We start from the raw sequence: 24,139 nt of genomic DNA, 5'->3' as shown, positions 1-24,139 counted from the left end.
CCGCATCGGGCAATGCGGAGCCGGGAGCTCAGGAGCTGCGGCCGGGCGCCGTGCCGCCGAGGTGGAATACCCGGTGCGGGATCAGTTCGCCGCGCTCCACGTCGCCCACGGCGACGAGAATGCCGGCGCAGGTCGCGAAGACCTTGCCCGCGACGGGAGCATCCCGGCCCCGCAGGATCACAGGCTGCCCGCGCATCAGGCGCAGGCCCAGATCGCGGGAGACGGCCACCTCCGGAATGGCATCGAGGGCCGTCTCGACCGGACGCAGGAAGGCGAGCGCCGCCTCGGGACTTCCGTCGGTCAGGGCTGAGACCGGGCAGGCCTCAGCCTCCGAGAAGGGCCCGACACGGGTTCGGCGCAGGGCCGCCACGTGGCCGTAGCAGCCGAGCATGCGGCCGAGGTCGCGGGCGAGCGCCCGCACATAGGTGCCCTTGCCGCACTCCGCCTCGATCACGGTACGCTCGCCGTCGTGCTCGACGACCGCGAGCCGGTCGATCTGCACCGGCCGGGCAACCAGTTCCACGGTCTCGCCTTCGCGGGCGAGATCGTAGGCGCGCTCGCCCTGGATCTTGATCGCCGAATAGCGCGGTGGCACCTGTTCGATCGCCCCCACGAAGACCGGTAGCGCCGCCTCGACCGCGGCACGGTCGGGACGGGCGTCGCTGGTCGCCACGGGACGCCCCTCGGCATCATCGGTGTCGGTCTCGATCCCCCACTGCACGGTGAACCGGTAGGCCTTGCGGCCATCCATCACGAACGGGACGGTCTTGGTCGCCTCGCCGAGCGCGATCGGCAAGATGCCGGAGGCCAGCGGGTCGAGGGTGCCGGCATGGCCCGCCTTCTTGGCGTTGAAAGCACGCTTCACCACGGCGACCGCATGGGTCGAGGTCATGCCAACATGCTTGTCGAGGATGACCCAGCCCGAGACGTCCCGGCGCTTCGGGCGGTCGGGACGCGGTCCGCGCTGGGGACGGCGGCCCTCCGGACCACGGCGCTCAGCACTCGGCATGGGAGCCTGGTGCTCGGCCGGCGGAAAATCTTCCATGGAAACCGTCATGTCCGCGTGTCCCCGGGGTCGATGCCCCGTCCCTTTCTGCTTGGTATCGGAGCTCAATGCCCCGTCCCGGTCTCCGGTTCGTCGTCCTCGTGCCCGGTCTCGAGGTCGCGCTGGACCCGCTCATCCCGCAGCAGCTTGTCGATGCGCGCCGCCTCGTCGAAGGTCTCGTCCCGCCGGAACCGCAGCTCAGGCGCGTATTTCAGGTTCACCCGCCGCGCCACCTCCTGGCGCAGCACCTTCCGGTGGCGCTCCAGGGCGGCGATCACCGGCGCCTCGTCGAGGCCGCCGAGCGGCATCACATAGGCGGTGGCGAGCTTCAGGTCCGGCGACATCCGGACCTCCGGCACGGTCACGACATGCGTGCCGAGCACCGGATCCTGGATGTCGCCGCGCTGGAGCACTTCGGCGAGCGCGTGGCGCACGAGTTCGGCCACGCGCTGCTGACGCTGCGAGGGGCCGGTGGAGGTCGGTTTCTGGGCCATTCTGTCTCGGGCCTCTCCGCCGAAGCGGACGGCTCACGTCCTGAAAAAGAAAAGACGGCCGCGGCAGGTGCCGCGGCCGCCCTGTCCGGAAGAGTCCGGCGTGTCAGAGGGTGCGGCGGATCTCCTCGACCCGATAGCACTCGATCACGTCGCCCGCGCGCATGTTCTCGAAGTTCTCGAAGGCCATGCCGCACTCCTGACCGGAGGTGACTTCCTTCGCATCGTCCTTGAAGCGCTTGAGCGTCTTGAGCTTGCCCTCGTGGATCACGACGCTATCGCGGATCAGGCGAACATGGGCGCCGCGCTCCACGATACCGTCGGTGACGCGGCAACCCGCGACCTTGCCGACCTTCGAGACCTCGAAGACCTCCTGGATGGTCGCCTCGCCGAGGCGATCCTCCCGCAGGGTCGGCGGCAGCATCCCCGACAGCGTGGCTTTGATGTCGTCCACGAGGTCGTAGATGATGTTGTAGTACCGGATCTCGATGCCGGCCCGCTCGGCGGCCTCGCGGGCCTCCTTGAGGGCGCGCACGTTGAAGCCGATCACGACCGCCTTCGACGCCTGCGCCAGGGTGATGTCAGACTCGGTGATGCCGCCGACGCCGGACAGGAGGATGCGGGCCGCGACCTCGTCGTTGCCGAGCTTCTCGAGCGCGCCCGAGATCGCCTCCACCGAGCCCTGCACGTCGCCCTTGATGACGACCGGCAGCTCCTTGCGGCCGGCGCCTTCCTTGAGGTCGCGCATCATGTCGACCAGCGAGCGGTTGGCACCGCCGGTCCGGGCGTTCTGGCGCTCGCGCTTCTGGCGGGCGCGGTACTCGGTGACCTCGCGGGCGCGGGCCTCGCTCGGCACCACGGTCACGCGGTCGCCGGCATCGGGCGTGCCGTTGAAGCCCAGCACCTCCACCGGCACCGAGGGGCCGGCATACTGGACGTTCTCGCCGAGGTCGTCGATCAGGGCGCGCACGCGGCCCCACTCGGCGCCCGCCACGACGATGTCACCGGTGAACAGGGTGCCGCGCTGGACCAGGACCGTGGCCACGGGGCCGCGACCGCGGTCGAGCTGCGCCTCGATGACCGTGCCCTCACCGTCGCGCTTCTCGTTGGCGCGCAGGTTCATGATCTCGGCCTGGATCTGGATACCCTCCAGAAGCTCCGGGACACCGGCGCCGGTCTTGGCCGAGACCTCGAACTCGAGGGTCTCACCGCCCATCGACTCGACCTGGATGTCGTGCTGCAGCAGTTCCGTGCGGACCCGCTCCGGCTTGGCATCCGGCTTGTCGATCTTGTTGACCGCGATGATCATCGGGACGCCCGCCGCCTTGGCGTGCTGGATGGCCTCGATCGTCTGGGGCATGACGCCGTCATCGGCCGCCACCACGATCACCACGATATCGGTGACCTTGGCGCCGCGGGCGCGCATCGACGTGAACGCCGCGTGGCCCGGGGTGTCGATGAAGGTGATCATGTCGCCGGACGGGGCCGCGACCTGATAGGCGCCGATGTGCTGGGTGATGCCGCCGGCCTCGCCCTCGACCACGTTCGCCTTGCGGATCGCGTCGAGCAGCGACGTCTTGCCGTGATCGACGTGGCCCATGATGGTGACCACCGGCGGACGGGGATCGAGATCCTCCTCCAGATCCGGCTCGTCGGACGACAGGCCTTCCTCGACGTCGGACTCGGCGACGCGCCGCACCGTGTGGCCGAGCTCCTCGGCGATGAGCTGGGCGGTATCCGAATCGATCACGTCGGTGATCTTGTGGATCTGGCCCTGCTTCATCAGCATGCGGATCACGTCCACGGCCCGCTCCGACATGCGGTTGGCGAGTTCCTGGATGGTGATCGTCTCGGGGATGGTCACCTCGCGAGACAGCTTCTCTTTCTGCTCGACATGACCCCGACCGCTCATCCGCTGCTGGCGGCGGCGGAACGAGGCGACGGAGCGCGTGCGCTCGTCCTCGCCCGACGTCGCGGTCGCGATGGTCAGACGGCCGCGGTTGCGGTCGCCGCCCGGCGATTTCGGCGTCTTGGGCGGGGTGATGATCTTGAGCGGCATGCCGGGACGGCGGATGACCCGCTTGGTCTCGGACTCGTCGTCGTTGGTCTGGGCACCGCGACCGGCGGGACGCGCAGCCGCGCCCGCACCGGCGGGACGCGCGGCGGTCGCCGGCGTCGCGCTCTTCTCGGGCTCCGGCGCCGGGGCGGGCCGGGCCATGAAGTTGAGGTCGCGCGGCTTGCGCGAATCTGCCGTGATGGTCTTGCGCGGCTCACCCGTGGAGGGGCGCGGCGTCAGCGGCGGACGCGGAGCGGCCGGAGCCGCGGCGGCGGGCGCGGCACGCGCTGCGGCCGGACGCGCGGCCTCGGGCTGACGCGCCGGAGCGGCCGGACGGGCCGGGGCCGCAACCGGGCGAGCCGGCGTGGCTGCGGGCTGGGCAGACGCCGGAGCCGGAGCCGGGCTGGACGGCGCAGCGGCCGGCGCCTCGGCGGCGGGAGCTGGAGTGGCAGGCGCGGGCGCCGGAGCCGCGGCAGCAGCTTTGGCGGCCTCGGCCGCTTCCGCGGCGGCCGCAGCGGCTGCGGCCTTGCGCTCCTCCTCCTCGCGGCGGCGGGCCTCGGCGGCCTCGCGCTCGCGGCGGGCCTGAGCCTCGGCCTCCTGGCGGCGCGCCTCGGCTTCCGCCTCGGCCTTTCGGCGGGCTTCGGCCTCACGGCGCTGCGCGTCGGCGAGGGCCGCGGCGCGGGCGGCGCTCTCCTGCTCGCTCAACGTGCGCAGGACCACGCCCGAGGCCGGCCGCTGAGCGGGGCGCGGGGCAGCGGCGGTCGGCGGCGCGGCCGGTGCCGGACGCGGCGCGGGCGCAGGTTCACGGGTGGGGGCGGCCGGCGCCGCGCCGATGACGCGGCGCTTCACCGTCTCGACCACGACCTGCTTGGAGCGGCCATGGGAGAAGCTCTGACGCACGGTGCCCGCCTCGATCGGCCGCTTGAGGGACAGCGGCTTCGGGGAAGTCCGATTCAGAGTCTTGTCGCCCGGGTTGTTCGTATCGCTCATTCAGCCTGAACCCTGAGGGTTTCCATCGTCCCGTGAACCGACGCCCGGTGGCGCCGGCCAAATCCGTCCTGCGTCGTCAACGTGAGGCTTCGTCGATCCCGCCGATTCGGGCTGGATCGGGCTCCCCGGTCGCCGCGGCGGCGCCCTCGAAGGAGCGTAGCCGACGCCAACGCGACAGGCAGCCGGCGGCTCCGGCTCCTGCGACGAGCGCAGCGTGTATCACATGATCCCGACCTAAGGCCATGTCCAATTCGTCTTCGGACAGGTCATCGATGATCGGGATCCTTGACATGGCCTCGCCACGGCGCCGGTACAAGGCCGCGGCGATCTTCCGCCGGCCGTCCGGGCTCGCCTCGGCGGCGTGAATCACCGCGATCGCACCCGGCTGGCCGCCGATCGCGGCCTCGACCTTCGAGAAGCCCGCCACGATGCAGCCCGCCTTGTTGGCCATCGCGATCGCCTGCCGCAGGTCCTCCCGGAGCGCCGCGGCGATCCGGTCCGGCAGGTCGGGGGCGGCCGGCGTCGGCCCCTTGAAGGCCCGCGAGAACAGGTTTTTCCGCACGGCGGTGGCGACCGTCTCGCGCCGGGCGCTCACCCAGGCGCCGCGGCCCGGAAGCTTGGCGCGCAGGTCGGGCACGACGCTGCCGTCCGGCCCGCGTACGAACCGGATCATCGCCTCCGGCGCCTGGGCGACGCGGGTGACGATGCAGGTCCGCTCAGGCGCGCGGCGGCCGGGGCCGGCATCGAGCCCCCCGGCAACCAGCCCGTCCTCGGGCAAGGTCGTGTCGACCGCGGCCATCGCGCCTCCGCGCCGACTCTCGCTCAGGCCTCGGCCCGTGCGGAGGCGGCCTCATCGCCCTCGGCGGCCTCGGCGCCTTCCGCGCCCTCCTCGCCTTCCGGCTCCGGCAAGGCCTCGATCCAGCCGGCCTTCAGGCGGGCAGCCATGATCAGGGCCTCGGCCTCGGCGCGCGACAGGTCGAACCCGTCGAGGTAGCCGGCATGGCGCACGGCCTCGGGGCCCCGCCCCTCCGTGTAGCCGACGAGGTCGTCGGTGGCGCAGCCCGCCAGATCCTCGACACTCTTCACGTCGTTCTCGCCGAGCGCGACCATCATGGGCGTGGTGATGCCCTCGATCTCGCGCAGCTCGTCGGCGACGCCGAGCTCGGTCCGGCGGGCGTCGTGGGCCTGCTCGATCCGGGCGAGGTGGTCCTGCGCGCGGGCCTGGATCTCGGTGCCGGTCTCCTCGTCGAGACCCTGGATGCCGGACAGCTCCTGGATGTCGACGTAGGCGATCTCCTCGACGTTGCGGAAGCCTTCCGCGGCGAGCAGCTGGCCGACGGTCTCGTCGACGTCGAGCGCCTCCATGAACACCTGGGTCCGCTCGGCGAACTCCTTCTGGCGACGCTCCGATTCCTCGGCCTCGGTGAGGATGTCGATGTCCCAGCCGGTGAGCTGGGAGGCCAGCCGCACGTTCTGGCCGCGGCGGCCGATGGCGAGCGACAGCTGATCGTCCGGCACCACCACCTCGATCCGGTCGGCCTCCTCGTCGAGCACCACCTTCACCACCTCGGCGGGCTGGAGCGCGTTGACAATGAAGGTCGCCTCGTCCTCGGACCACGGGATGATGTCGATCTTCTCGCCCTGCAGCTCGCCGACCACGGCCTGCACGCGCGAGCCGCGCATGCCGACGCAGGCGCCGACCGGGTCGATGCTGCCGTCGCGGGAGATCACCGCGATCTTGGCGCGCGATCCCGGATCGCGGGCCACCGCCTTCACCTCGACGATGCCGTCGTAGATCTCGGGCACTTCCTGGCCGAACAGCTTGGCCATGAACTGCGGGTGCGAGCGCGACAGGAAGATCTGCGGCCCGCGCACTTCCGAGCGCACGTCGAACAGGTAGGAGCGGATCCGGTCGCCCGGGCGGAAGGTCTCGCGCGGGATCATCTCGTCCCGGCGCACGATACCCTCGCCGCGACCGAGATCGACGATGACGTTGCCGTACTCGACGCGCTTCACTATGCCGTTGAGGATCTCGCCGATGCGGTCCTTGTACTCGTCGAACTGGCGGGCGCGCTCGGCGTCGCGCACCTTCTGGACGATGACCTGCTTGGCCGATTGCGCGGCCACCCGGCCGAAATCGAAGGGCGGCAGGGTGTCGGAGATCACGTCGCCGACGAGCGCGCCCGGATTGTAGCGGCGGGCCTGCTCCAGCGTGATCTCGCGGGCGTCGTTCTCGACCTGATCGACGACCAGGAGATGGCGCGACAGGCGCAGCGCCCCGGTCTTGTTGTCGATCTCGGCGTGAACGTCGGTCTCGGCGCCGTAGCGGGAGCGGGCCGCCTTGGCGATCGCCTCCTCCATCGCGTCGATCACGATGGAGCGGTCGATCACCTTCTCGCGGGCGACCGCGTCGGCGATCTGGAGGAGTTCGAGCCTGTTGGCGCTGACGACGGCCATCGGTTTCGGTCCTTCTCTTCCGTCAAATCTTCGGGCCGGCCGCTGGACGGCCGACGCTGGGGTCTCAGTGCAGGGAGTCGCGGTCCTTGAGCCGGGACGCCTTGGTGACGACCGGCTTCCTGGGACCGGCCCGGGCCGGATGCTTGGGCTTGGCCGCGGGGCTGGCCTTCTTCGGCCCCTGCGGCCGGAACGGGCTTCGCGCAGGCGGCGCCGCACTGTCCTCGGCCGGCGCCTCGTCCTCGGCCTCGTCATCCTCGTGGCCGGGGGCCGGACCGCCGCGGCGGAGCGACTCGCGGATCAGCTCGTCGGTGAGGACGAGATGGGCCTCGGCGAGGTCCTTGAGCGGCAGATCGATGCGGCTCGGCAGGCCTTCCTTCACGTCGGGCAGATCGATCGGCACGGTGAGGCCCGCCGGATCCGGCGCGCCGAGGATGCCGCGGAAGCGCTTGCGCCCGTCGAGCGGCGGGCTCAGCTCGACCTTGGCCTCGTAGCCGACCCAGCGGGCGAAATCCGAGACCCGCACCAGCGGCCGGTCGATCCCCGGCGAGGAGACTTCCAGATTGTAGGCGCCACCCACCGGATCGTCGACATCGAGGATCGGCGAGATCGCACGGCTCACCGCTTCGCAATCGTCGATGGTGAAGGTGCCGTCCGGCCGCTCCGCCATGATCTGCACGGTGCAGCCGTTGATGTTGGACATCTTCACCCGGACGAGCCGGAAGCCCAGGCCCTGGATCGGACCCTCGATTGTCTGCGCGACACGCGCAGCAACGCCGGCCTCGCGGACGAGGCGCTTCTCGGACAGATCCGCTTCGATCTCGGACGACATGGATTTGAGCGCGCAACCTTTGCGGCGTTCTGCCTGGCTCGCCCGCGGCGTGCGGTTCGCGCGGCGAAAAAAAAGAGCGGACCCGGTGGGGCCCACTCCCGAACCGCAGCCTTTCGACTGCCATCAGAACTGTTGAGGGATAGATAGCGACCCTTCGCCGGGAGCGCAAGGCAGATCCGCTGCAGCGCGCGGCCCGGCTCTTCCAAATCTCGCCCTCATCCTGAGGTGCCGGAGCCCAGCGGAGGCTTCGAAGGAACCCTCCAGCGGTCGCAGCGATCCCTGGACCCCGCCTTCGAGGTCCGCTGACGCGGTCACCTCAGGATGAGGCGGTCGTTTGCAGATCGGCCGCTCTCAAGCGCCGTCAGCCGCTCCTCGGCACCCGCCCCTCCAGGGGATAGGCCGGATCGTTGTAGCCCGGCGTCGTCGGGTGGCCGGCGGCGACGAACCCGTCGACCAGCGCCTCGTCCTCCGGGGTGAAGGCGTAGTCGAGGGCGCCGAGATATTCCTGCCACTGCGCCTCCGTGCGCGGACCGGCGATAACGCCGGTGACGAGGCGGTTGTTCAGCACCCAGGCGGTGGCGAACTGGCCGGCCGTGATGCCGCGGGCCTCGGCATGCTCCTTCAGCGTCCGGGCGATCCGCAGGGATTCCGGGCGCCACTCGGTCTGCATCATCCGCGTATCCTGGCGGCCGGCACGGGACTCGGCCGGCGGCGGCGCGTCGGGGTCGTACTTGCCGGTGAGCACGCCGCGGGCCAGCGGCGAGTACGGCACGACCCCGAGACCGAAATGGGCGCAGGCCGGCAGATGCTCGGTCTCGGGCATGCGGTTGAACGCGTTGTAGTAGGGCTGGCTCACCACCGGCCGGTCGATGCCGAGTTCGTCGCAGAGCCGGCAGATCTCGGCGACCCGCCAGGACCGGTGATTCGAGACCCCGAAATGGCGGATCTTGCCCGCCCGCACGAGGTCGGCCATCGCCCGGACCGTCTCGGCCAGTGGTGTGTCGTGATCCTCCTTGTGGAGGTAGTAGATGTCGATGAAGTCGGTGCCGAGCCGGCGCAGGCTGTCCTCGGCCGCCTTCATCACGTGGACCCGCGACAGGCCGCGGTCGTTGACGCCTTGCCCCGTCGGGTTGGCCACCTTGGTGGCCAGGATCCAGGCGTTGCGCTCAGGCCCGATCGCCCGGCCGGTGATCTCCTCGGAGCGGCCGTCCGTGTAGACATTGGCCGTGTCGATGAAGTTGATTCCCGCCTCCCGGGCGCTCCCGACGATGCGGCCGGCGGTGGCCTCGTCGGTGGGGCCGCCGAACATCATCGTGCCGAGGCAGATCGGCGAGACCTTGAGGCCGGAGCGGCCGAGATTGCGGTACTGCATGGGATCCATCCGGTGTCCGTCGCCCCGCTATCTCGCTCCAGGGGCGGAGAGGTCAACCACACAGGTCAACGCGTCCCTGTAACCGCTGCGCGGCCGCGGCGAACCGCCCCGTGGCGGCACCGATGGCCGGGGCAGCCGTTCCAGCCCGGGGCTTATCCCCGGCGCCGCACCGCCGTCGTCCACCGAGAAGCTACCGTTCGGATCCATGATCGATCGCTTGGCCGTCCCCCTCCCCTGGCTCGACCGAGCCGGCCGCCTGTCCTGGCTGAAGCTCGCGGTGTTCCTCGCCTGCATCGCGCCGGCCCTGTACCTCGCGGCCGCCTACCGGCTCGACGCCCTCGGCGCGAAGCCGATCACGGCGCTGATCCATGCCACCGGCGAGTGGGCGGTGCGCTTCCTGCTCTTCTCGCTGGCGATCTCGCCGCTGCGCCGCCTCGCCGACTGGCCGAAGGTCATCGTCGTCCGGCGCATGCTCGGCGTCACCGTGATGGCCTACGCGGTGGCCCATCTCACCCTCTACGCGGTCGACCAGAACCTGATCCTGACCAAGGTCGTCTCGGAGATCGCGCTCCGGCTCTACCTGACGATCGGCTTCGCGGCCCTGGTCGGCCTGATCGCCCTGGGGCTGACCTCCACGGACGCGGCGATCCGCCATCTCGGCCCGAACTGGAACCGGCTGCACCGGCTTACCTACACGATCGCCGTGCTGGCGCTGGCCCACTACTTCCTGCAGTCGAAGATCGACGTCACCGACCCGGTCTTCTCCGCCGGGCTGTTCCTGCTGCTGATGGGCTGGCGGGCGATGCGGCGCTTCCAGTGGCCGGAACGGCCCTGGTCGCTCCTCCTCCTGGCGGTACTCGCCGCCCTCGCGACCGCCGGGCTGGAAGCGGCGTGGTACGGTCTTGCCAGCGGCGTCCCGGCCAACCTCGTGCTCGCCGCCAACCTGGACTTTTCCGGCCCGATCCGGCCGGCTTGGTGGGTGCTGGCCGTGGGGCTGTCGCTGCCGGCCATGGCGCTGGTGCGGGGTCCGAAGCCGCGCGCGGCCGGGCAGGCACCGAGCAGACGGCCGGCGCACCCGCCCCGCCGGGAGGCCACGCGGGAGCCCACGCGGGAGGCCTTGTCGCCGCCGGCCTGATGCCGCAGAACCCGCTCCCGGTCCTCCGCCGCCGGCGGTTCCGGGCCGAGCGGAGCTTTCAAGACGCCATGCGCGGCACGCTTCTCCTGATCGCGGGCTTACTCGCCTCGACCGCCGCCATGGCGGCCCCGCCCGCGAAGCCGGCCGCCAAGGCGGCCCCCGCCGCGCCACCCCAGGCGGCCCCCGCACCGGCCGCGGCGGCCTGCGCGCCGCCCGAGCCGCCGCCGGCCTCCGCCCGGCCGACAAAGCCGGCGCTTCCGGCCAAGCCCGCCTGCCTCGACGCCAAGGAGGGCTGCCCGGGCTGGGAGGCCTACAGCTACAACGACGCGATCAAGGCCTATAACCTGCAGGCGCAGGCCTTCCGCCCGATCGCCGAGGCCTACCTTCAGAAGCTCAACGCCTACGTGAAGGCGAGTGCGGACTACGCCCAGTGCGAAGTCAACGCGATGCAGAACTAGCCGGCTGAACGGCAGCCGACATCGCCACACGGCGGCGGTTCAGGCGCTCCGGCGCACCCTCCGGCGATGATGGCCGCGATCCCCGCGCGCCCGATCACGCCGAGGCCCCCGTGCCCGCTCGTCGTCTCCTCGTGCGCACCGGTATCTGCGCCCTGCTCCTCGCTGCCGGCCCGGCACTGGCCGCCGATTTCGACGGTCCCTATCCGCAGCCGCACGGCTATGGCGGCCCCGCTCAGGAGGAGGAGCCCGAGCAGAGGCCCCTGCCTCCGCCGCCGCGGGCCGAACCGGAATTCCGAGGCCCCCGCTTCACCGCGGCGCCCCCCGACACCTTCCGGGAATTCGTGCGGCGTCGGTTCGATCCGGATGGCGCGCCGGTGCTGCGCCGGGTGCGGGTCTGTGACGAGCCGGTCGTCGACCGCGGGCCGCCCCCGCCGCCGCCGCCGGAGGACATCCCGCCCCGCCGCTGGGGCGGGCCGCGCTGGTAGCGTGGGGAGCCGGCTCAGATGCGGGCCGGCGCCTTCTTGAGGGCGGCCGCGAAGGCCTTGAGCTGACGGTTCAGATCCGCCAGCTCGTTCAGCGCGATGGTCTTGTGGCCGTCGCGGACCGCGCGCTCGATATCCTCGACCTGCAGGTCGACGAGGCGGCGGATGGCGGTGGCGACTTGTTGTCGAGTCATCGATTCGAGCGTCTCGTCCGAGCGTCCTGGCGGGCCTCAACGGACGGCCGATACGCGGCCGTCGACACGGTCCGGTGATAGGCCGGTAGGCTTAACCGTTGGTGTCCGCGACCTGCCTGTTCACAGGGGATCCGGCCCTACCGAGGCCCGCGCATCTCGGCGCGGCGCATCGGCATCGCGTCGATCATGGCGAACAGCGTCTGCGGCGCGATCGGGGTCGCGGCGGTGAGCTTGGCGCCCCCGTCCTTCCCGATCAGCACGGCCCGGAAGCTGTCAGCCGGAAGGCCGAGCCGGTCGCGCAGATCCCGCGCCTCCGCCCCGGAGCCGATCGCCTCCAGCACCACGAGGTCGCGCTCGGCCGCGCCGGTGCGGACCGAACCTAGGGCCGCCCGCTGCGCCCGCAGCTGCGCATCCCCGGCCTCGGGCGCCGAGAGGACCAGCACCCGCGCGCGGTCGCGATAATCGTCAAGGGGACCGGCCAGGGCAGCCCCCGCCGCCATCGCCGCCAGCCCGAGCCCCAAAGCCGTTTCCCGCATGCCGACGCTCCCCGCTCACGAGACGAGACAACGCGCGACCGGCCCGCGCGATCACCGCCGCGCCTTTGCCTCCGCGGCCCGGCGCCCCAGATCGGGTGCGACAGACAGTCTCCGGGAGTCCGCCATGCCCACTGCCATGAACCGCCGCATCGTCCTGGCCTCGCGCCCGCACGGCGAGCCGCGGCCCGAGAACTTCCGCCTGGAGGAGGTCCCGGTGCCGCAGCCCGGGCCCGGTCAGGTCCTCCTGCGCACCCGCTGGCTGTCCCTGGACCCCTATATGCGCGGCCGGATGAGCGACGCGAAATCCTACGCGACCCCGGTCGAGATCGGCGCGCCGATCACCGCCGAGACGGTGGGCGAGGTCGTCGCCTCCAACCATCCGGATCACGCCGTGGGCGACCTGCTGACGGCCTTCGCGGGGTGGCAGGAATACTTCGTCACCGATGGAAAGGGCTCGCGCCGGGTCGATCCCGATGCCGCCCCGCCCTCGACGGCCCTCGGTGTGCTCGGGATGCCGGGCATGACCGCCTATACCGGCCTTCTCAATATCGGCCGGCCGAAATTCGGAGAGACCGTCGTGGTGGCCGCCGCCGCCGGCCCCGTCGGATCCCTGGTCGGTCAGATCGCCAAGATCCACGGCGCCCGCGCCGTCGGGATCGCGGGCGGTCCGGAGAAGTGCCGCTACCTCACCGAGGAGCTCGGCTTCGACGCCGCGGTCGACCATCGCGGATCCGACCTGCCCGGAGCGCTGGCCGCCGCCTGCCCGAAGGGGATCGACGTGTATTTCGAGAATGTCGGCGGCGCGGTCTTCGCAGCCGTGATGCCGCTGCTCAACCCGTTTGCGCGGATCCCGGTCTGCGGCCTCGTCTCCGCCTACAACGCCACCGAGGTGCCCCCCGGCCCGGACCGCCTGCCCGGCCTGATGCGGTCGGTCCTGACCAACCGGCTGCACATCCAGGGTTTCATCGTCTGGGATTTCGCCGAGCAGGCGGAGACGTTCCGCAAGGAGGTCGGCGCCTGGATCCACGACGGGCGCGTCCGCTACCGCGAGGACGTGGTCGAGGGGCTGGAGAGCGCTCCGGAGGCGTTCATCGGCCTGTTGAAGGGCCGGAATTTCGGTAAGCTTGTCGTGCGCGTCGCCTGAGAGCGTCTTGCTGCCGATTGGGAACAGATGTAGAACAAACGGACCCGGCGGCGCTGCGGAAAGCGGGCACAAGCCCGCTCCGCAGGTTGCCGCTCCGGAGGCCCGGGCGCATGGTTCGCGCGCCGCCGGGCAGATGCCCTGTGAGATCCGTACGACGAGGAGAGAGCGATGGCGGGCAGCGTCAACAAGGTGATTCTGGTGGGCAATCTCGGGCGGGATCCCGAGATGCGCCGCCTCGGCTCGGGCGACCCGGTCTGCAACCTGAGGCTCGCGACGTCGGAGTCGTGGAAGGACAAGGCGACCGGCGAGCGCAAGGAGAAGACCGAGTGGCACTCGGTCGTGATCTACAACGACAACCTCGCCCGCGTGGCCGAGCAGTACCTGCGCAAGGGTTCGAAGGTCTACATCGAGGGCCAGCTCCAGACCCGGAAGTGGACCGACAATTCCGGCGTCGAGAAGTACACGACCGAGGTGGTGCTCCAGCGCTTCCGCGGCGAGATGACGATCCTCGACGGGCGCGGCGGCGGCGGCGACTTCGCCGGCGAGGAAGAGGGCGGCGGCCAGATCAGCCGCGGCGGCGACTTCGGCGGCGGCCGGGGCGCTGAGCGCGGCGGCGATTTCGGCGGCGGCCGCGCTCAGGGCGGCGAACGGCGACCGGCCCCGGCCTCCTCGGGCGGTGGTGGCGGCGGCGGTGGCAGCCGCGGCGGTTACGACCTCGACGACGACATCCCGTTCTAGGATCTTTTCCGCCCCCAGCGGCTGCGCCGTTTCACCGCGTCATCCCGGGCTCGCGCAGCGGAGCCCGGGATCCGGACCCGCCGACGCGCCCAGATCGCGCGTCGGCGACGGTTCCGGGTTGCCCGCCTTCAATGCCCCGGAACGCCGCCGTTCAGCCCTTGAGCTGCTTGTTGCAGGCCGAGTAGTAGCCGCCGCCCTTCTCGATCCACTTCATCCCGCCGAGCGTGCCGGCGGCCTTGGCGGCGTTGTAGCTGTCGAGGCAGGTGTGCATCCGGGCCTTGCCGGCCGATTCCTTGGCGTATTTCGGATCGATGGCGCGGGGATAGGAGGCCGACCCGGATGCGGCGGACGGCGCCGTCCCGGCGCGCGAACCCGTCGCCGGCGGCGCGGTGGTCGCCGCGGTCGGCGAGACCGGGTTGGGTGCGGTCGTCGGCGCGGTGTCGGCCGCCGCACCGCATTCGGCCTTGCGGAAGTCGTTCCACTTCTGCCCGTTGAGCGTCCCCGCCTGCTTGGCGGCCTGGTACTTCACCGAACAATCCTTGGTGGAGAGCGCCGCAGCCGGCGAGGCTCCGGCGGCCAGGCCGACAATCATCAAGGATGCAAATACATAGCGGCTCATGACGAAAAATCTCCGGGACACTATGTGGCGTCCCGGAAGAGATTAATACGGCTCTATGTCCCCGTGAATATGCGTTTGGCCGTTCGGGCGGGACACGGGAGCGGTCGTGCCTTGATCCGGCACAAGCGGAGCGGGCTGTCGCGCGCCGAGCATGTCACGGCGACCCGGACGGTCGCGGGTCACCAGCCGCCGTAGGACCGGCGCGGGCCGTCGTAGCCGCCGTAACCGCGCTCGGGGCCACCGTAACCCGGCCGGCCGCCATAGGGTCCGCGGGGGCCGCCCCAGCCCCAGCCGCGATCATTGGGCCGGCAATGGCCCCAGGGATTGGGGTGGAAGCCCGGGCCGCAGCCGCCGGCCACGCGCTGGATCATGACCCCGGCATCCGGCGGTCCGTAGCCCAACGGTGCCGCGTTCGCCGCCGTGGCGGTTGCGAGACCCGCCGTCACCACGGCGACCAGACCGAGCATCTTGGAGCGCATCATCACACGATCTCCTGAACCTGCGGACCGGGTTCGCCGGGCCGATGACAGGAGGATGCGCCGGCCGCTCTGAACCGGGACGGGCCCCGGCATTCATCAATCCGACGGCATCGGAGGGTCCGGCCGCACGTGACGGGTCGGTCAAGCGGCCTGACGCTGGAGCTGGGCCGGTGCGCCCGCGCGTGAGCGCACGAAAAGATCGGCGCCGAGCGCCGGGCCTGCGGCCTTGACCAGCATGGCCTCGTCGCAGGACCGCGCGACCTTCAGGCCGAGCGCCTCGAGCCGCGCGTGGTCCGCGCAATAGGCGGCGATCCGGGCGCGGCCGTAGGCCGGCATCGGCGCGAGCAGCCGGTCTCGCTCCGCGTCGTCGGCGCGGAACAGGGCCGAGATCAGCTCGATCGGAACCGGATACCGGGCCAGGGCGCTGGGGTGGGGTCGGTTGCCGTCGCGCGCCATGCGTGCTCCTCCGCTTCGCTGTGCGGTGGAAGGTTCGGCAACCATAGTTAACGATCAGTTGTGATCGCCCGAATCGCGGCGCCGCTTCAACCGGCGCCAGGTCGAACCGCCTTGACGGTCGACATGTGGACGTCTCAGCGGCGCGGCGGGTTCACCCAGGATCCGCCGGCGGCGCGGTCTGCCCGATCCCCTCCGGAAGGCGGGAGCCGAAACTGTGCATCCACCCAGCGGGAGGCCTCGCCCGACGCCGCCGGCGTGATCGACCCGGTCGTGTCCGGGTCGGCCCAGATGGGGGCGCTCTCGGCGACCCGTGACGGCGGCGCGGCCGGATCCGGCAGGTTCCGCTCGTAGCCGACGACGACCGCCGCGAGGGAGATCGACACCAGGAGGAACGCTAGACCGTCGACGATCATGGAGCCGAGTCTCGGCATGGTATCCGCGCCTGTTGACCAAGCCTCCGAGCTACGGCGACAGGGTTAACGAACTCTGTCCGGACAAAGCTGATGGGGCCGGCGGCGCGTTCAGGCGTTCCGCTCACCCCGCAGCGTCTTCAGGCCGATGCCGGTTGCCTCGAAGCCGCCGTCCACGGCGAGCTGCTGCCCGGTGATGAAAGAGGCGCGTTCCGAGCAGAGGAAGACGATCGCCTCCGCGAGTTCCGTCTCCAGCCCGTAACGTCCGAGCGGCACGGCGTCGTGATAATCCGCGCGGATCTCGGGGCTGTGGACCGCCTTGGCCATCGCGGTGTCCACCGGGCCGGGGGCAACCGCATTCACGCGGATCCCGTGCTGGGCCAATTCGACCGCCTGCTGCTTGGTGAGTTGCGCCAGCGCCGCCTTGCTGGTGCCGTAGGCCGTCCGCAGCGTCGAGGCGCGCAGGCCCGAGATCGAGGTGATGTTCACGATGGCTCCGCCGCGCTCGGATAGGAGCGGGACGGCCGCCTGCGTACACAGGAACGCGCCGGACAGGTTGACGGCCAGCACCCGCGACCAGTCGGCGAACGTGGTCTCCATCAGCGGCTTGAAGATCGCGATGCCGGCATTGTTGACCAGGGCGTCGAGACGCCCGAACCGTTCGGCGACCTGCCGGATCGCCGCCGCCACCGCATCGGGCTCGGAGACGTCGGCCGTCACCGCCAGCGCGGATTCTGGACGGCCGAGCCGCTCGGTCGCCGCCGCCACGCCCGGCCCGTCGATGTCGAGCAGGGCGACATTCCAGCCGTCCGCGAGGAAGCGGTTTGCGGTGGCGAGCCCGATGCCGCGGGCGGCGCCCGTCACCAGCGCGGTCCGGACTTGGGCGTCGCTCATCATCGTCTCCGTCGGGGTCGGCCGCGCCCGGATGGCACGGCGCAGGGTTCGAGTCCGCAGCGGCGCGATCGCCGCATGCCGGGCCCGGGAGGCCTGCAGGGCCGTCCCGCCGTTGAGAACCGATCCGCGGTTAAGGTCTGATTGATCGCGCGGGCGCCGTCGAGGGTCTCCTCGAACATCGGCCTCACGACGATTGGTGTTCGGGGCCGCCGTTCAGAACCGGTCGAACCGGTCGTTCGCCGCGCTCCGGTGCGTGAACAGGCGGATCAGGCCGAGGCCGATCAGGCCGGTCGCGCCGGCCAGGATCAGCGCCGGCCGGACGCCCGTGCGCGCCGCGACGCGGTCCAGCGCGACCTCCAGGCTTCCCGCGATATTGGCGGCCAGCGGCACGACCTGCGTGTCGAGGAACAGCTTCGGGCTCGACGTGCCGGAAGGCTTTTTCAGCATGTAATCTCGGCCGACGGCCATACTAACCTCCGTTAGGATCAAACTATTCTCACGAACAAAGCATCACGCCCGCGGTTTCAACGGAGAACGTCGCGACGCGGCCGCTGTATCCCGGCGGCACGATCCGGAGATCGCCCCTTGGACAAGCCCGAATTCAAGCCCTACCGCCTCCCCGCCGGCGGGTGGGGCTCGGCCCTCTCGGTCGGCAACATCCTGCGGCGTGAGGGCGTCCTGGCGAGCGGACCGATCGCGCTCAGCCGGCACAACAAGGTCGACGGCTACCAGTGCAACAGCTGCGCCTGGGTGAAGCCCGCGAATCCGCTTCCCTTCGAATATTGCGAGAATGGCGTGAAGGCCGTGGCGTGGGAACTCACCGCCCATCGCTGCACACCGGACTTCTTCGCCACCCACACGGTCACGGAGCTGCTGGACTGGGACGATTACCAGCTGGAGCAGACCGGCCGCCTGACCCATCCGCTGCGCTACGACCCGGCCACCGACAAGTACGTGCCGGTCTCCTGGGGCCACGCCGTCGAGGAAATTGCCCGCGCATTGCGTGCCGTCGAGGACCGGCAGAAGGGTACCGCGTTCTACAGCTCGGGCCGCCTGTCGAACGAGGCGAGCTACCTCTACCAGCTCTTCGCCCGGCTCTACGGCAACAACAACCTGCCGGACTCGTCCAACATGTGCCACGAGACGACCTCGGTGGCGCTGCCCGCGAGCATCGGCCAGTCCGTGGGCTCCGTGTCGCTCGACGACTTCGCCCATTCCGACTGCATCATGTTCTTCGGCCAGAATCCCGGCAGCAATGCGCCGCGGATGCTGCATCCGCTTCAGGAGGCGAGCCGGCGCGGCGTTCCGATCATCACCTACAACCCGCTGCGCGAGCGCGGGCTGGAGCGGTTCCTGAACCCGCAATCGCCCACCGAGATGCTGACCGGGAAGGCGACGCGGATCAGCTCGCAGTACCATCAGGTGAAGGCGGGGGGCGATCTGGCCGCCATCGCCGGCATCTGCAAGGCGGTTCTCGCCCAGCACGACGAGGCCCGCGCCCGGGGCGGCGACGCCGTCCTCGACGAGGCCTTCATCCGCGACAACACCCACGGCTTCGACGCCTTCGCCACCTGGCTGCGCGCCCAGAACTGGGACGAGCTGGAGCGCCGCTCGGGCCTCCACCGGGCCGACATGGAATCGACCGCCCATGTCTATTGCCACGCGAAGGCGGTGATCGGCGTCTACGGCATGGGGCTGACCCAGCATCGGGCCGGGGTCGAGACCGTCCAGATGCTGGTGAACCTGCTCCTGATGCGCGGCAATATCGGCCGCTCCGGCGCCGGGATCTGCCCGATCCGCGGCCATTCCAACGTGCAGGGACAGCGCACGATGGGGATCACCGAGAAGCCCGAGCTGTTCGACCTCGACCGGCTGGGACGACAATTCAATTTCGAGCCGCCCCGCGAGCCGGGCTACAACACCGTCGAGGTCTGCGAGGCGGTCCTGCGGGACGAGATCCGCGCCTTCGTCATGCTGGGCGGCAACTTCGCCCGCGCCATCCCCGACCATGGCCAGATGGAGCCGGCCTGGCGCCGGATTCCCCTCACCGTCAACGTCATCACCAAGCTCAACCGGACCGCACTGTTGCCGGGCGCGATCAGCTACATCCTGCCGGTGATCAGCCGCCTGGAGATCATCGAGACGTCCAAGGGCCAGCAGGTGCTCTCCATGGAGGACACCTCGGCCTGCGTGCATGGCAATCGCGGCCTGCGCCGGCCGGCCTCGCCGCACCTGATCAGCGAGATCCGGCTGATCTGCGAGCTGGCGCAGCGCGTGCTCGATCCGAATCCGCGCGTGCGCTGGGAGGCCTACAGCGAGGATTACGCCGAGATCCGCCGGGAGATCGGCGAGACGTTGCCGGACTCGTTCTGGGATTACGAGCGGCGCATGTGGGAGCCCGGCGGCTTCCAGCGCGACCTGCCGGCGAATCGGCGCGAATGGCACACGGAATCGGGCCAGGCCAATTTCGTCACCCCGACGGGGCTCGACGAGGATGCGGACATGCCCGATGTCGGGCACGACTCCCTGCGCCTGATGACGTTGCGCAGCAACGATCAGTTCAACACCACGGTCTACGGCTATTATGACCGCTTCCGGGGGATCAAGAACACCCGGAAGGTGGTGCTGATGAACCGCTCGGACATCGACCGGCGGGGCCTCAAGATCGGCCAATCCGTCACGCTCCGGACGGTCGCCGACGACGGCGTGGACCGCAAGCTCTCAGGCCTGCTGGTCGTGGCCTACGACATCCCGGTCGGCTGCATCGGCGGCTACTACCCCGAATGCAACGTGCTGATGCCGATCTGGCACTACGCGATCGGCAGCAAGACGCCCGCCGCCAAGTCCATCCCCGTCACGGTCCACGCCGACGGCGATGCGGTTCTCGCGCCGCAGCTCGAATACGCCACCGGGTGAGCACACGGCGGTGAGCGCCTGCGCGGCCATTGCCCGGCATCGCGGGAACAGGGCACGCCCCGGGGCCGGCCGTTGGCTCCAGTGCCGTTCTCGCGCGCAGCAATCCAGCGGCGCCGCGTGCACGGATGTCGCGCTGCCCTGAGGCGCTTCGGTCGGCACGTATTTGACGGGAGTGTCGCCTCGGCGCCGGCGGGCGGCAATCGGAGGCCGCTCAGAGCATCGGCTGGATCGGCGTCCAGACCGGTCCCGGTGCTACGCAGTTCACCGCGATCCCCTGCGGAGCCAGCAGGTTCGATCGGTTTCGCGATAGGCGATCGCCACGTCGGCACCCTCGCGGGCATAGGCGATGGGCACCGCCCGGCCAATGCCGGGATCCCTGCCCGTGATCAGCGCCGCCCGGCCGGCGCGAAGCCCCTTGCCGACGTAGCTCTCCTCGCCGTCACCAGGGCGCGGCTCCTCGTCGTGGACGATCACACGCGCATTCAGGCTGCCCCGGCTGTCGCCGCCTGCGCCTGGCCGTCAAAGGCCGGGCGCAGGTACCGGATCGTCTCAGAAAGCGCGGGTGCGTCCGGCCGGCTGGCCGCCGTAACGGCGGCGCAGGTAGGACACGACCTTGGGAAGAAGGAAGGCGATCAGGATCTTGCGCATCGGGGCTCGCTCACATCACGGGTTCGTGAGCGGGCAATGCTCGGACCGCGCCGCAGTTCCGCCCCCGCTCACAGCTCCAGCGTCAGGGTCACCGGGACATGGTCGGAAGGGCGCTCCCAGGCGCGGGCCTCGCGCAGCACCTCGACCTTGCGGACAGTCCCGGCGAGGTCCGGCGAGACCCAGAGGTGATCCAGGCGCCGGCCCTTGTTGGCGGCCGACCAATCGGGGGAGCGGTAGCTCCACCACGTGTAGATCTTCTCCGGCTCCGGGGTGAGGTGGCGCGCCGTGTCGATCCAGCCCGCCTCGCCGCGCAGGATCTCCAGCGCCTCCGTCTCTGCGGGGGTGTGGCTCACCACGTCGAGGAGTTGCTTGTGCGACCAGACATCGTGCTCCAACGGCGCGACGTTGAGGTCGCCCATCAGGATGGCCGGGCCGGAGACGCGCTTCCCGCCCCAGGCGCGCAGCTCGGCCAGGAAGTCGAGCTTGTGGGCGAATTTCGGGTTGAGGTCACGGTCCGGCACGTCGCCGCCGGCCGGGACGTAGAAATCGTGCAGCACGATGCCCGAGGCGGCCCCGGCCTCCGGTCCGAGCACCGCCGAGATGTGGCGGGCATCCGGCCGCTCGCAGAAGCCCATCACGCTGCGGGTCTGCAGGGGGAGGCGGGAGAGGATCGCGACGCCGTTATAGCCCTTCTGCCCGGCGAACATCACGTGCTCGTAGCCGGAGCCGCGCAGGGCCTTCAGGGGGAAGGCGTCGTCCGGGCACTTGGTCTCCTGGAGGCAGAGCACGTCCGGCTTGTGCTCGGCCAGGAAGCGCAGCACCAGGTCGATGCGCAGCCGCACGGAGTTGATGTTCCAGGTGGTGACGGTGAATTGCACGGGCGGCGCTGGGGTTCTGACGGTGTTGCGCTCCGATAGCCGATTTCGCGGCCCGCGACAGTCCGCTCACCGTCAGTCGGGCAAAAGGCCGTGCGCACGCGACCGGTAGGCGCTATGCCCAGACCCCGCCCTGTCCCGGGCCCCTCGTCGAGGCCCTGCCATGGCATATGCCCGCTCCCTCCTGTTCGCCCTCTACTGGGCCGCGTGGACGACCCTGTTCCTCGCGCCGCTGGCGATCTTCCTCCTGTCCGGATCGCCGCAGCGGCCGATCCGCCGGGCGACGCGGCTCTGGGCGCGCGGGATCCTGGTCGGGCTGCGGCGCATCGTCGGGCTGCGCTACGTCGAGGAGGGCCGCCAGCACCTGCCGGCCGAACCCTGCCTGATCGTCGCCAATCATCAATCGACCTGGGAAACGCTGGCCTTCCTGGTCCTGGTGCCGGACGTGGCGATCGTCGCCAAGCGGGAGCTGCTGGCGATCCCGGTGGTCGGCTGGTTCCTGCGGCGCTCGCCGATGATCGTCATCGACCGCGCCAACGGCACCCAGGCCCTGCGCACCATGATCGACGGCGGCCGGGAGGCGGTGGCGGCAGGCCGATCGGTGCTGATCTTCCCCGAGGGCACCCGGGGCGGGATCGACGCCCCCCTGCGCTTCAAGCGCGGCGTCGAATTGCTCTACGGCCGGCTCGGCCTGCCGGTGGTGCCGGTGGCGCTCAATTCCGGCCTGTTCTGGCCCGGAGGTGCCGCGACCCGGTCCGGCACGGTGGTGGTGAGCTACCTTGCCGCGGTCGCCCCGAACCTGCCGGCCGCGGAGTTCCTGCGCTGCACCGAGGGGGCGATCGATCGGGAGCTCGACCGCTGGCGCGGAGCCGCCCCCGGCGGGATCGACGCGAAGGCGGCGTGACGGCCCGTCACTGCTGCGACTGCTGGATCTGCTGCTGCATCGCCTTGTCCTCGGCGCGCCCGTAATTGATGAAGAACAGGCTGCCGTCGACGCTCTTGCCCTTCTGCAGGTTCGAGAGCGTCACCGTGGTGACGTAGCCCTGCGGGTCGGTGATCCGCCATTGCGACAGGGTCTTCATCTCGGCATCGAAGAACAGCTGGATCTTCGAGGTGCCGCCGAGGGTGGCGCGGTCTTCCAGGCTGATGCGCACGCCGCCCGGGTCGTTCGCCACGTCGGTGACGGTGAGGTCGCGGGCGAGGTCGATCTTCTCGCGCAGCAGGAATTTCAGCGGCGTCTGGGCGATGAAGTAGAGGTCCTGGGTGTTGAGCTTGCGGTCGCGCACCGCCACCGAGGTGCCGTCGGCGATCACCTCCAGCGGCGAGGGCTGGTCGTAGTCGAAGCGCAGGCGGCCGGGCTTGGCGAGCGTCAGCTTGCCGCCGATCCGGCGCCCGTCGGCGCCGATCTGCATGAAGCTGCCCGTCAGGGTACCGATGCCGTTGAAGTAGGCGTTGGCCTGCGCCAGCAGCGTTGCGGGATCGGCCGAGTCGCCGGTGACGATCGCCGTCGGCGCACCCACCGCCGCGACCTTCGGCTCGGTCGGCTTGCGGTCGGCCTTGTCGCCGGCCTTGCCGGATTTTGCGCTGCCGGGCTTCGCCTCCTTGCTCGCCTCCTTGGCCTTGGGCGTGGGCTTCTTGGCCGGCGCGGGCGCCGCCGGGGCGGCCTCCGGCTGAGGGGCGGGCTCTTCCTTGTGACCGAACAGGCTGTCGATGAAGGCGCCCACCTGCGCCGCGGCCGGGTTGACGGTCGCGAGCCACAGCCCGGCGGCGATCACGGAGCCGGCTGTGCGGATGCGGCGGCCGATCATCGGCAGAGTCTCCTGAGGAGCCGCTGGTGGGCTCCGGCGGCGAGCTGAGGGCGGAACATGACGTTTGCAGGCCGATGCGGAAATCTCGGCGCCCCCGTCCTTGCGAGGGGAGCGAAGCAATCCAGGAGCGCCACGGCGCCGGATGGCGCGCTGCCCGGGATTGGTTCGCTCCGCTCACGAGGATGGGAGGGTTTCGCAGCGGCCCGTTAGAACCTCGCCCTGTGGCGAAGATGCGACGTCCGGGCCGCCCCGTGGGGAAGCGGCCCGGACAGCGTCTCACTCGTCGTCGTACATGCCGCTCGACATGTGCGGCGCGCCGGCGACTAGGATCTCGCGCTTGCCGGCATGGTTGGCCGGGCCGACGATCCCCTCGATCTCCATCCGCTCCATGATCGAGGCGGCGCGGTTGTAGCCGATCTGCAGACGACGCTGGATGTAGCTGGTCGACGCCTTCTGGTCGCGCAGCACCACCTCGATCGCCTGCTTGTAGAGGTCGTCGGACTCGCCGCCGGTCGCCGCCGCGAAGGCGCCGATGTCGAAGACGGGAGCCTCCTCCTCGGACTCGTCGGACCGCTCGGCCTTGTCGGCCGCGGCGGCCTTGCCCCGGCCGGACCGGCCGCCCTCCTTGGCGGGCTCCTCGGATGCATCGTCGGCGGTGACGGCGTCGAGGTAGCTTGGGCGGCCCTGGCGCTTGAGGTGGGCGACCACGGTCTCGACCTCGCTGTCCGAGCAGAACGGCCCGTGCACGCGCGTCGTGCGCCCGCCGCCGGCCATGAACAGCATGTCGCCCTGACCCAGAAGCTGCTCGGCGCCCATCTCGCCCAGGATCGTGCGGCTATCGATCTTGCTCGTCACCTGGAAGCTGATCCGGGTCGGGAAGTTCGCCTTGATCGTGCCGGTGATCACGTCCACCGACGGCCGCTGGGTCGCCATGATCAGGTGGATGCCCGCCGCCCGCGCCATCTGCGCCAGACGCTGGATCGCCCCCTCGATGTCCTTGCCGGCCACCATCATCAGGTCGGCCATCTCATCGACCACGATCACGATGTAGGGCAGCGGCGCCAGGTCCATCGCCTCGTCCTCGTACACCGCCTCGCCGGTGTGGCG

At 70.6% G+C, this 24,139-nt stretch carries 25 protein-coding genes and 1 pseudogene; 7 read left to right on the top strand and 19 right to left on the bottom strand.

All coding sequences use genetic code 11. The features are described 5' to 3' along the window. Positions 1 to 28: 28 nt before the first annotated feature. From truB to BLT59_RS07715, 7 genes are all read right to left on the bottom strand, one after another. Positions 29 to 1,009 (bottom strand): tRNA pseudouridine(55) synthase TruB, encoded by a 981-nt coding sequence (gene truB / locus BLT59_RS07745; RefSeq protein WP_244513907.1) that lies wholly within the window; start codon positions 1,007 to 1,009, stop codon positions 29 to 31. A gap of 101 nt (positions 1,010 to 1,110) precedes the next feature. Then, the gene (gene rbfA, locus BLT59_RS07740; RefSeq protein ID WP_091778180.1) at positions 1,111 to 1,539 is read right to left on the bottom strand and encodes a 30S ribosome-binding factor RbfA; all 429 of its coding nucleotides are present in this window, start codon (positions 1,537 to 1,539) and stop codon (positions 1,111 to 1,113) included. Between the two features lie 103 nt (positions 1,540 to 1,642). Further along, complete coding sequence (infB, locus tag BLT59_RS07735) at positions 1,643 to 4,582, bottom strand: translation initiation factor IF-2 (protein ID WP_091778178.1); 2,940 nt, start codon at positions 4,580 to 4,582, stop codon at positions 1,643 to 1,645. 76 nt (positions 4,583 to 4,658) lie between these two features. Continuing rightward, the gene (locus BLT59_RS07730; protein WP_091778176.1) at positions 4,659 to 5,381 is read right to left on the bottom strand and encodes an RNA-binding protein; all 723 of its coding nucleotides are present in this window, start codon (positions 5,379 to 5,381) and stop codon (positions 4,659 to 4,661) included. 23 nt (positions 5,382 to 5,404) lie between these two features. Beyond that, positions 5,405 to 7,039, bottom strand: coding sequence for a transcription termination factor NusA (gene nusA, locus BLT59_RS07725; protein WP_091778174.1), 1,635 nt, complete (start codon positions 7,037 to 7,039; stop codon positions 5,405 to 5,407). Between the two features lie 64 nt (positions 7,040 to 7,103). Beyond that, a complete protein-coding gene (gene rimP, locus BLT59_RS07720; RefSeq protein ID WP_091778173.1) occupies positions 7,104 to 7,868 on the bottom strand; it encodes a ribosome maturation factor RimP in 765 nt (254 codons plus the stop codon). Positions 7,869 to 8,229: 361 nt separating this feature from the next. Beyond that, positions 8,230 to 9,240, bottom strand: coding sequence for an aldo/keto reductase (locus BLT59_RS07715; RefSeq protein ID WP_091778172.1), 1,011 nt, complete (start codon positions 9,238 to 9,240; stop codon positions 8,230 to 8,232). Positions 9,241 to 9,445: 205 nt separating this feature from the next. Here BLT59_RS07715 and BLT59_RS07710 point away from each other — a divergent pair, with 205 nt between their 5' ends. The 3 genes from BLT59_RS07710 (at position 9,446) to BLT59_RS07700 (ending at position 11,318) form a co-directional block, all read left to right on the top strand. After that, positions 9,446 to 10,375, top strand: a complete 930-nt coding sequence (locus BLT59_RS07710) for a protein-methionine-sulfoxide reductase heme-binding subunit MsrQ (RefSeq protein ID WP_091778170.1) — start codon at positions 9,446 to 9,448, stop codon at positions 10,373 to 10,375. 68 nt (positions 10,376 to 10,443) lie between these two features. After that, positions 10,444 to 10,833, top strand: a complete 390-nt coding sequence (locus BLT59_RS07705) for a hypothetical protein (protein WP_175543965.1) — start codon at positions 10,444 to 10,446, stop codon at positions 10,831 to 10,833. Between the two features lie 110 nt (positions 10,834 to 10,943). Then, positions 10,944 to 11,318: a hypothetical protein gene (locus BLT59_RS07700; protein ID WP_139174029.1), complete on the top strand. Its 375-nt coding sequence runs from the start codon at positions 10,944 to 10,946 to the stop codon at positions 11,316 to 11,318. 14 nt (positions 11,319 to 11,332) lie between these two features. Here BLT59_RS07700 and BLT59_RS31205 read toward each other — a convergent pair whose 3' ends face one another. Then, positions 11,333 to 11,509, bottom strand: a complete 177-nt coding sequence (locus BLT59_RS31205) for a hypothetical protein (RefSeq protein ID WP_164706367.1) — start codon at positions 11,507 to 11,509, stop codon at positions 11,333 to 11,335. A gap of 137 nt (positions 11,510 to 11,646) precedes the next feature. Then, a complete protein-coding gene (locus tag BLT59_RS07695) occupies positions 11,647 to 12,045 on the bottom strand; it encodes a DUF4174 domain-containing protein (protein WP_091778165.1) in 399 nt (132 codons plus the stop codon). A gap of 124 nt (positions 12,046 to 12,169) precedes the next feature. Here BLT59_RS07695 and BLT59_RS07690 point away from each other — a divergent pair, with 124 nt between their 5' ends. Continuing rightward, a complete protein-coding gene (locus tag BLT59_RS07690; protein ID WP_091778163.1) occupies positions 12,170 to 13,189 on the top strand; it encodes an NADP-dependent oxidoreductase in 1,020 nt (339 codons plus the stop codon). A 168-nt stretch (positions 13,190 to 13,357) separates the two neighbouring features. Beyond that, positions 13,358 to 13,927 carry a single-stranded DNA-binding protein gene (gene ssb / locus BLT59_RS07685; protein WP_091778161.1) on the top strand — a complete coding sequence of 190 codons (570 nt, stop codon included), beginning with the start codon at positions 13,358 to 13,360 and terminating at the stop codon, positions 13,925 to 13,927. 151 nt (positions 13,928 to 14,078) lie between these two features. Here ssb and BLT59_RS07680 read toward each other — a convergent pair whose 3' ends face one another. The 6 genes from BLT59_RS07680 to BLT59_RS07655 form a co-directional block, all read right to left on the bottom strand. Further along, positions 14,079 to 14,546, bottom strand: coding sequence for a hypothetical protein (locus tag BLT59_RS07680; protein ID WP_091778160.1), 468 nt, complete (start codon positions 14,544 to 14,546; stop codon positions 14,079 to 14,081). A 179-nt stretch (positions 14,547 to 14,725) separates the two neighbouring features. Beyond that, on the bottom strand, positions 14,726 to 15,028 hold the full coding sequence (locus BLT59_RS07675) for a GCG_CRPN prefix-to-repeats domain-containing protein (RefSeq protein WP_091778158.1): 303 nt from the start codon (positions 15,026 to 15,028) through the stop codon (positions 14,726 to 14,728). A gap of 138 nt (positions 15,029 to 15,166) precedes the next feature. Continuing rightward, positions 15,167 to 15,481 carry a hypothetical protein gene (locus BLT59_RS07670; RefSeq protein ID WP_091778156.1) on the bottom strand — a complete coding sequence of 105 codons (315 nt, stop codon included), beginning with the start codon at positions 15,479 to 15,481 and terminating at the stop codon, positions 15,167 to 15,169. Positions 15,482 to 15,615: 134 nt separating this feature from the next. Next, on the bottom strand, positions 15,616 to 15,912 hold the full coding sequence (locus tag BLT59_RS07665) for a hypothetical protein (RefSeq protein ID WP_244513897.1): 297 nt from the start codon (positions 15,910 to 15,912) through the stop codon (positions 15,616 to 15,618). 90 nt (positions 15,913 to 16,002) lie between these two features. Continuing rightward, positions 16,003 to 16,785 carry an SDR family NAD(P)-dependent oxidoreductase gene (locus BLT59_RS07660; protein ID WP_091778533.1) on the bottom strand — a complete coding sequence of 261 codons (783 nt, stop codon included), beginning with the start codon at positions 16,783 to 16,785 and terminating at the stop codon, positions 16,003 to 16,005. Between the two features lie 213 nt (positions 16,786 to 16,998). Further along, entirely contained in the window at positions 16,999 to 17,253 is a 255-nt protein-coding gene (locus BLT59_RS07655; protein ID WP_091778152.1) for a hypothetical protein, read from the bottom strand. 117 nt (positions 17,254 to 17,370) lie between these two features. On the opposite strand from BLT59_RS07655, the gene BLT59_RS07650 reads away from it, so the two are divergent. Continuing rightward, positions 17,371 to 19,701: an FdhF/YdeP family oxidoreductase gene (locus BLT59_RS07650; protein ID WP_091778150.1), complete on the top strand. Its 2,331-nt coding sequence runs from the start codon at positions 17,371 to 17,373 to the stop codon at positions 19,699 to 19,701. Between the two features lie 306 nt (positions 19,702 to 20,007). Here BLT59_RS07650 and BLT59_RS07645 read toward each other — a convergent pair. Beyond that, positions 20,008 to 20,187: pseudogene (locus BLT59_RS07645) on the bottom strand (hypothetical protein); the annotation flags it as partial. A 230-nt stretch (positions 20,188 to 20,417) separates the two neighbouring features. Beyond that, complete coding sequence (gene xth, locus BLT59_RS07640; protein WP_091778148.1) at positions 20,418 to 21,227, bottom strand: exodeoxyribonuclease III; 810 nt, start codon at positions 21,225 to 21,227, stop codon at positions 20,418 to 20,420. 160 nt (positions 21,228 to 21,387) lie between these two features. Here xth and BLT59_RS07635 point away from each other — a divergent pair, with 160 nt between their 5' ends. Further along, complete coding sequence (locus tag BLT59_RS07635; RefSeq protein WP_091778146.1) at positions 21,388 to 22,128, top strand: lysophospholipid acyltransferase family protein; 741 nt, start codon at positions 21,388 to 21,390, stop codon at positions 22,126 to 22,128. A 7-nt stretch (positions 22,129 to 22,135) separates the two neighbouring features. On the opposite strand, the gene BLT59_RS07630 is transcribed toward BLT59_RS07635, so the two are convergent. Both BLT59_RS07630 and BLT59_RS07625 read right to left on the bottom strand, forming a co-directional pair. Beyond that, on the bottom strand, positions 22,136 to 23,032 hold the full coding sequence (locus BLT59_RS07630; RefSeq protein ID WP_091778144.1) for a LolA family protein: 897 nt from the start codon (positions 23,030 to 23,032) through the stop codon (positions 22,136 to 22,138). Between the two features lie 276 nt (positions 23,033 to 23,308). Next, positions 23,309 to 24,139, bottom strand: an 831-nt coding sequence (locus tag BLT59_RS07625) for a DNA translocase FtsK (RefSeq protein WP_139174026.1), incomplete at its 5' end; no start/stop codon positions are given.

This window comes from Methylobacterium sp. UNC378MF (genome assembly GCF_900103195.1).
GTDB lineage: Bacteria > Pseudomonadota > Alphaproteobacteria > Rhizobiales > Beijerinckiaceae > Methylobacterium.
This window is presented reverse-complemented; position numbering and strand designations above follow the sequence as displayed.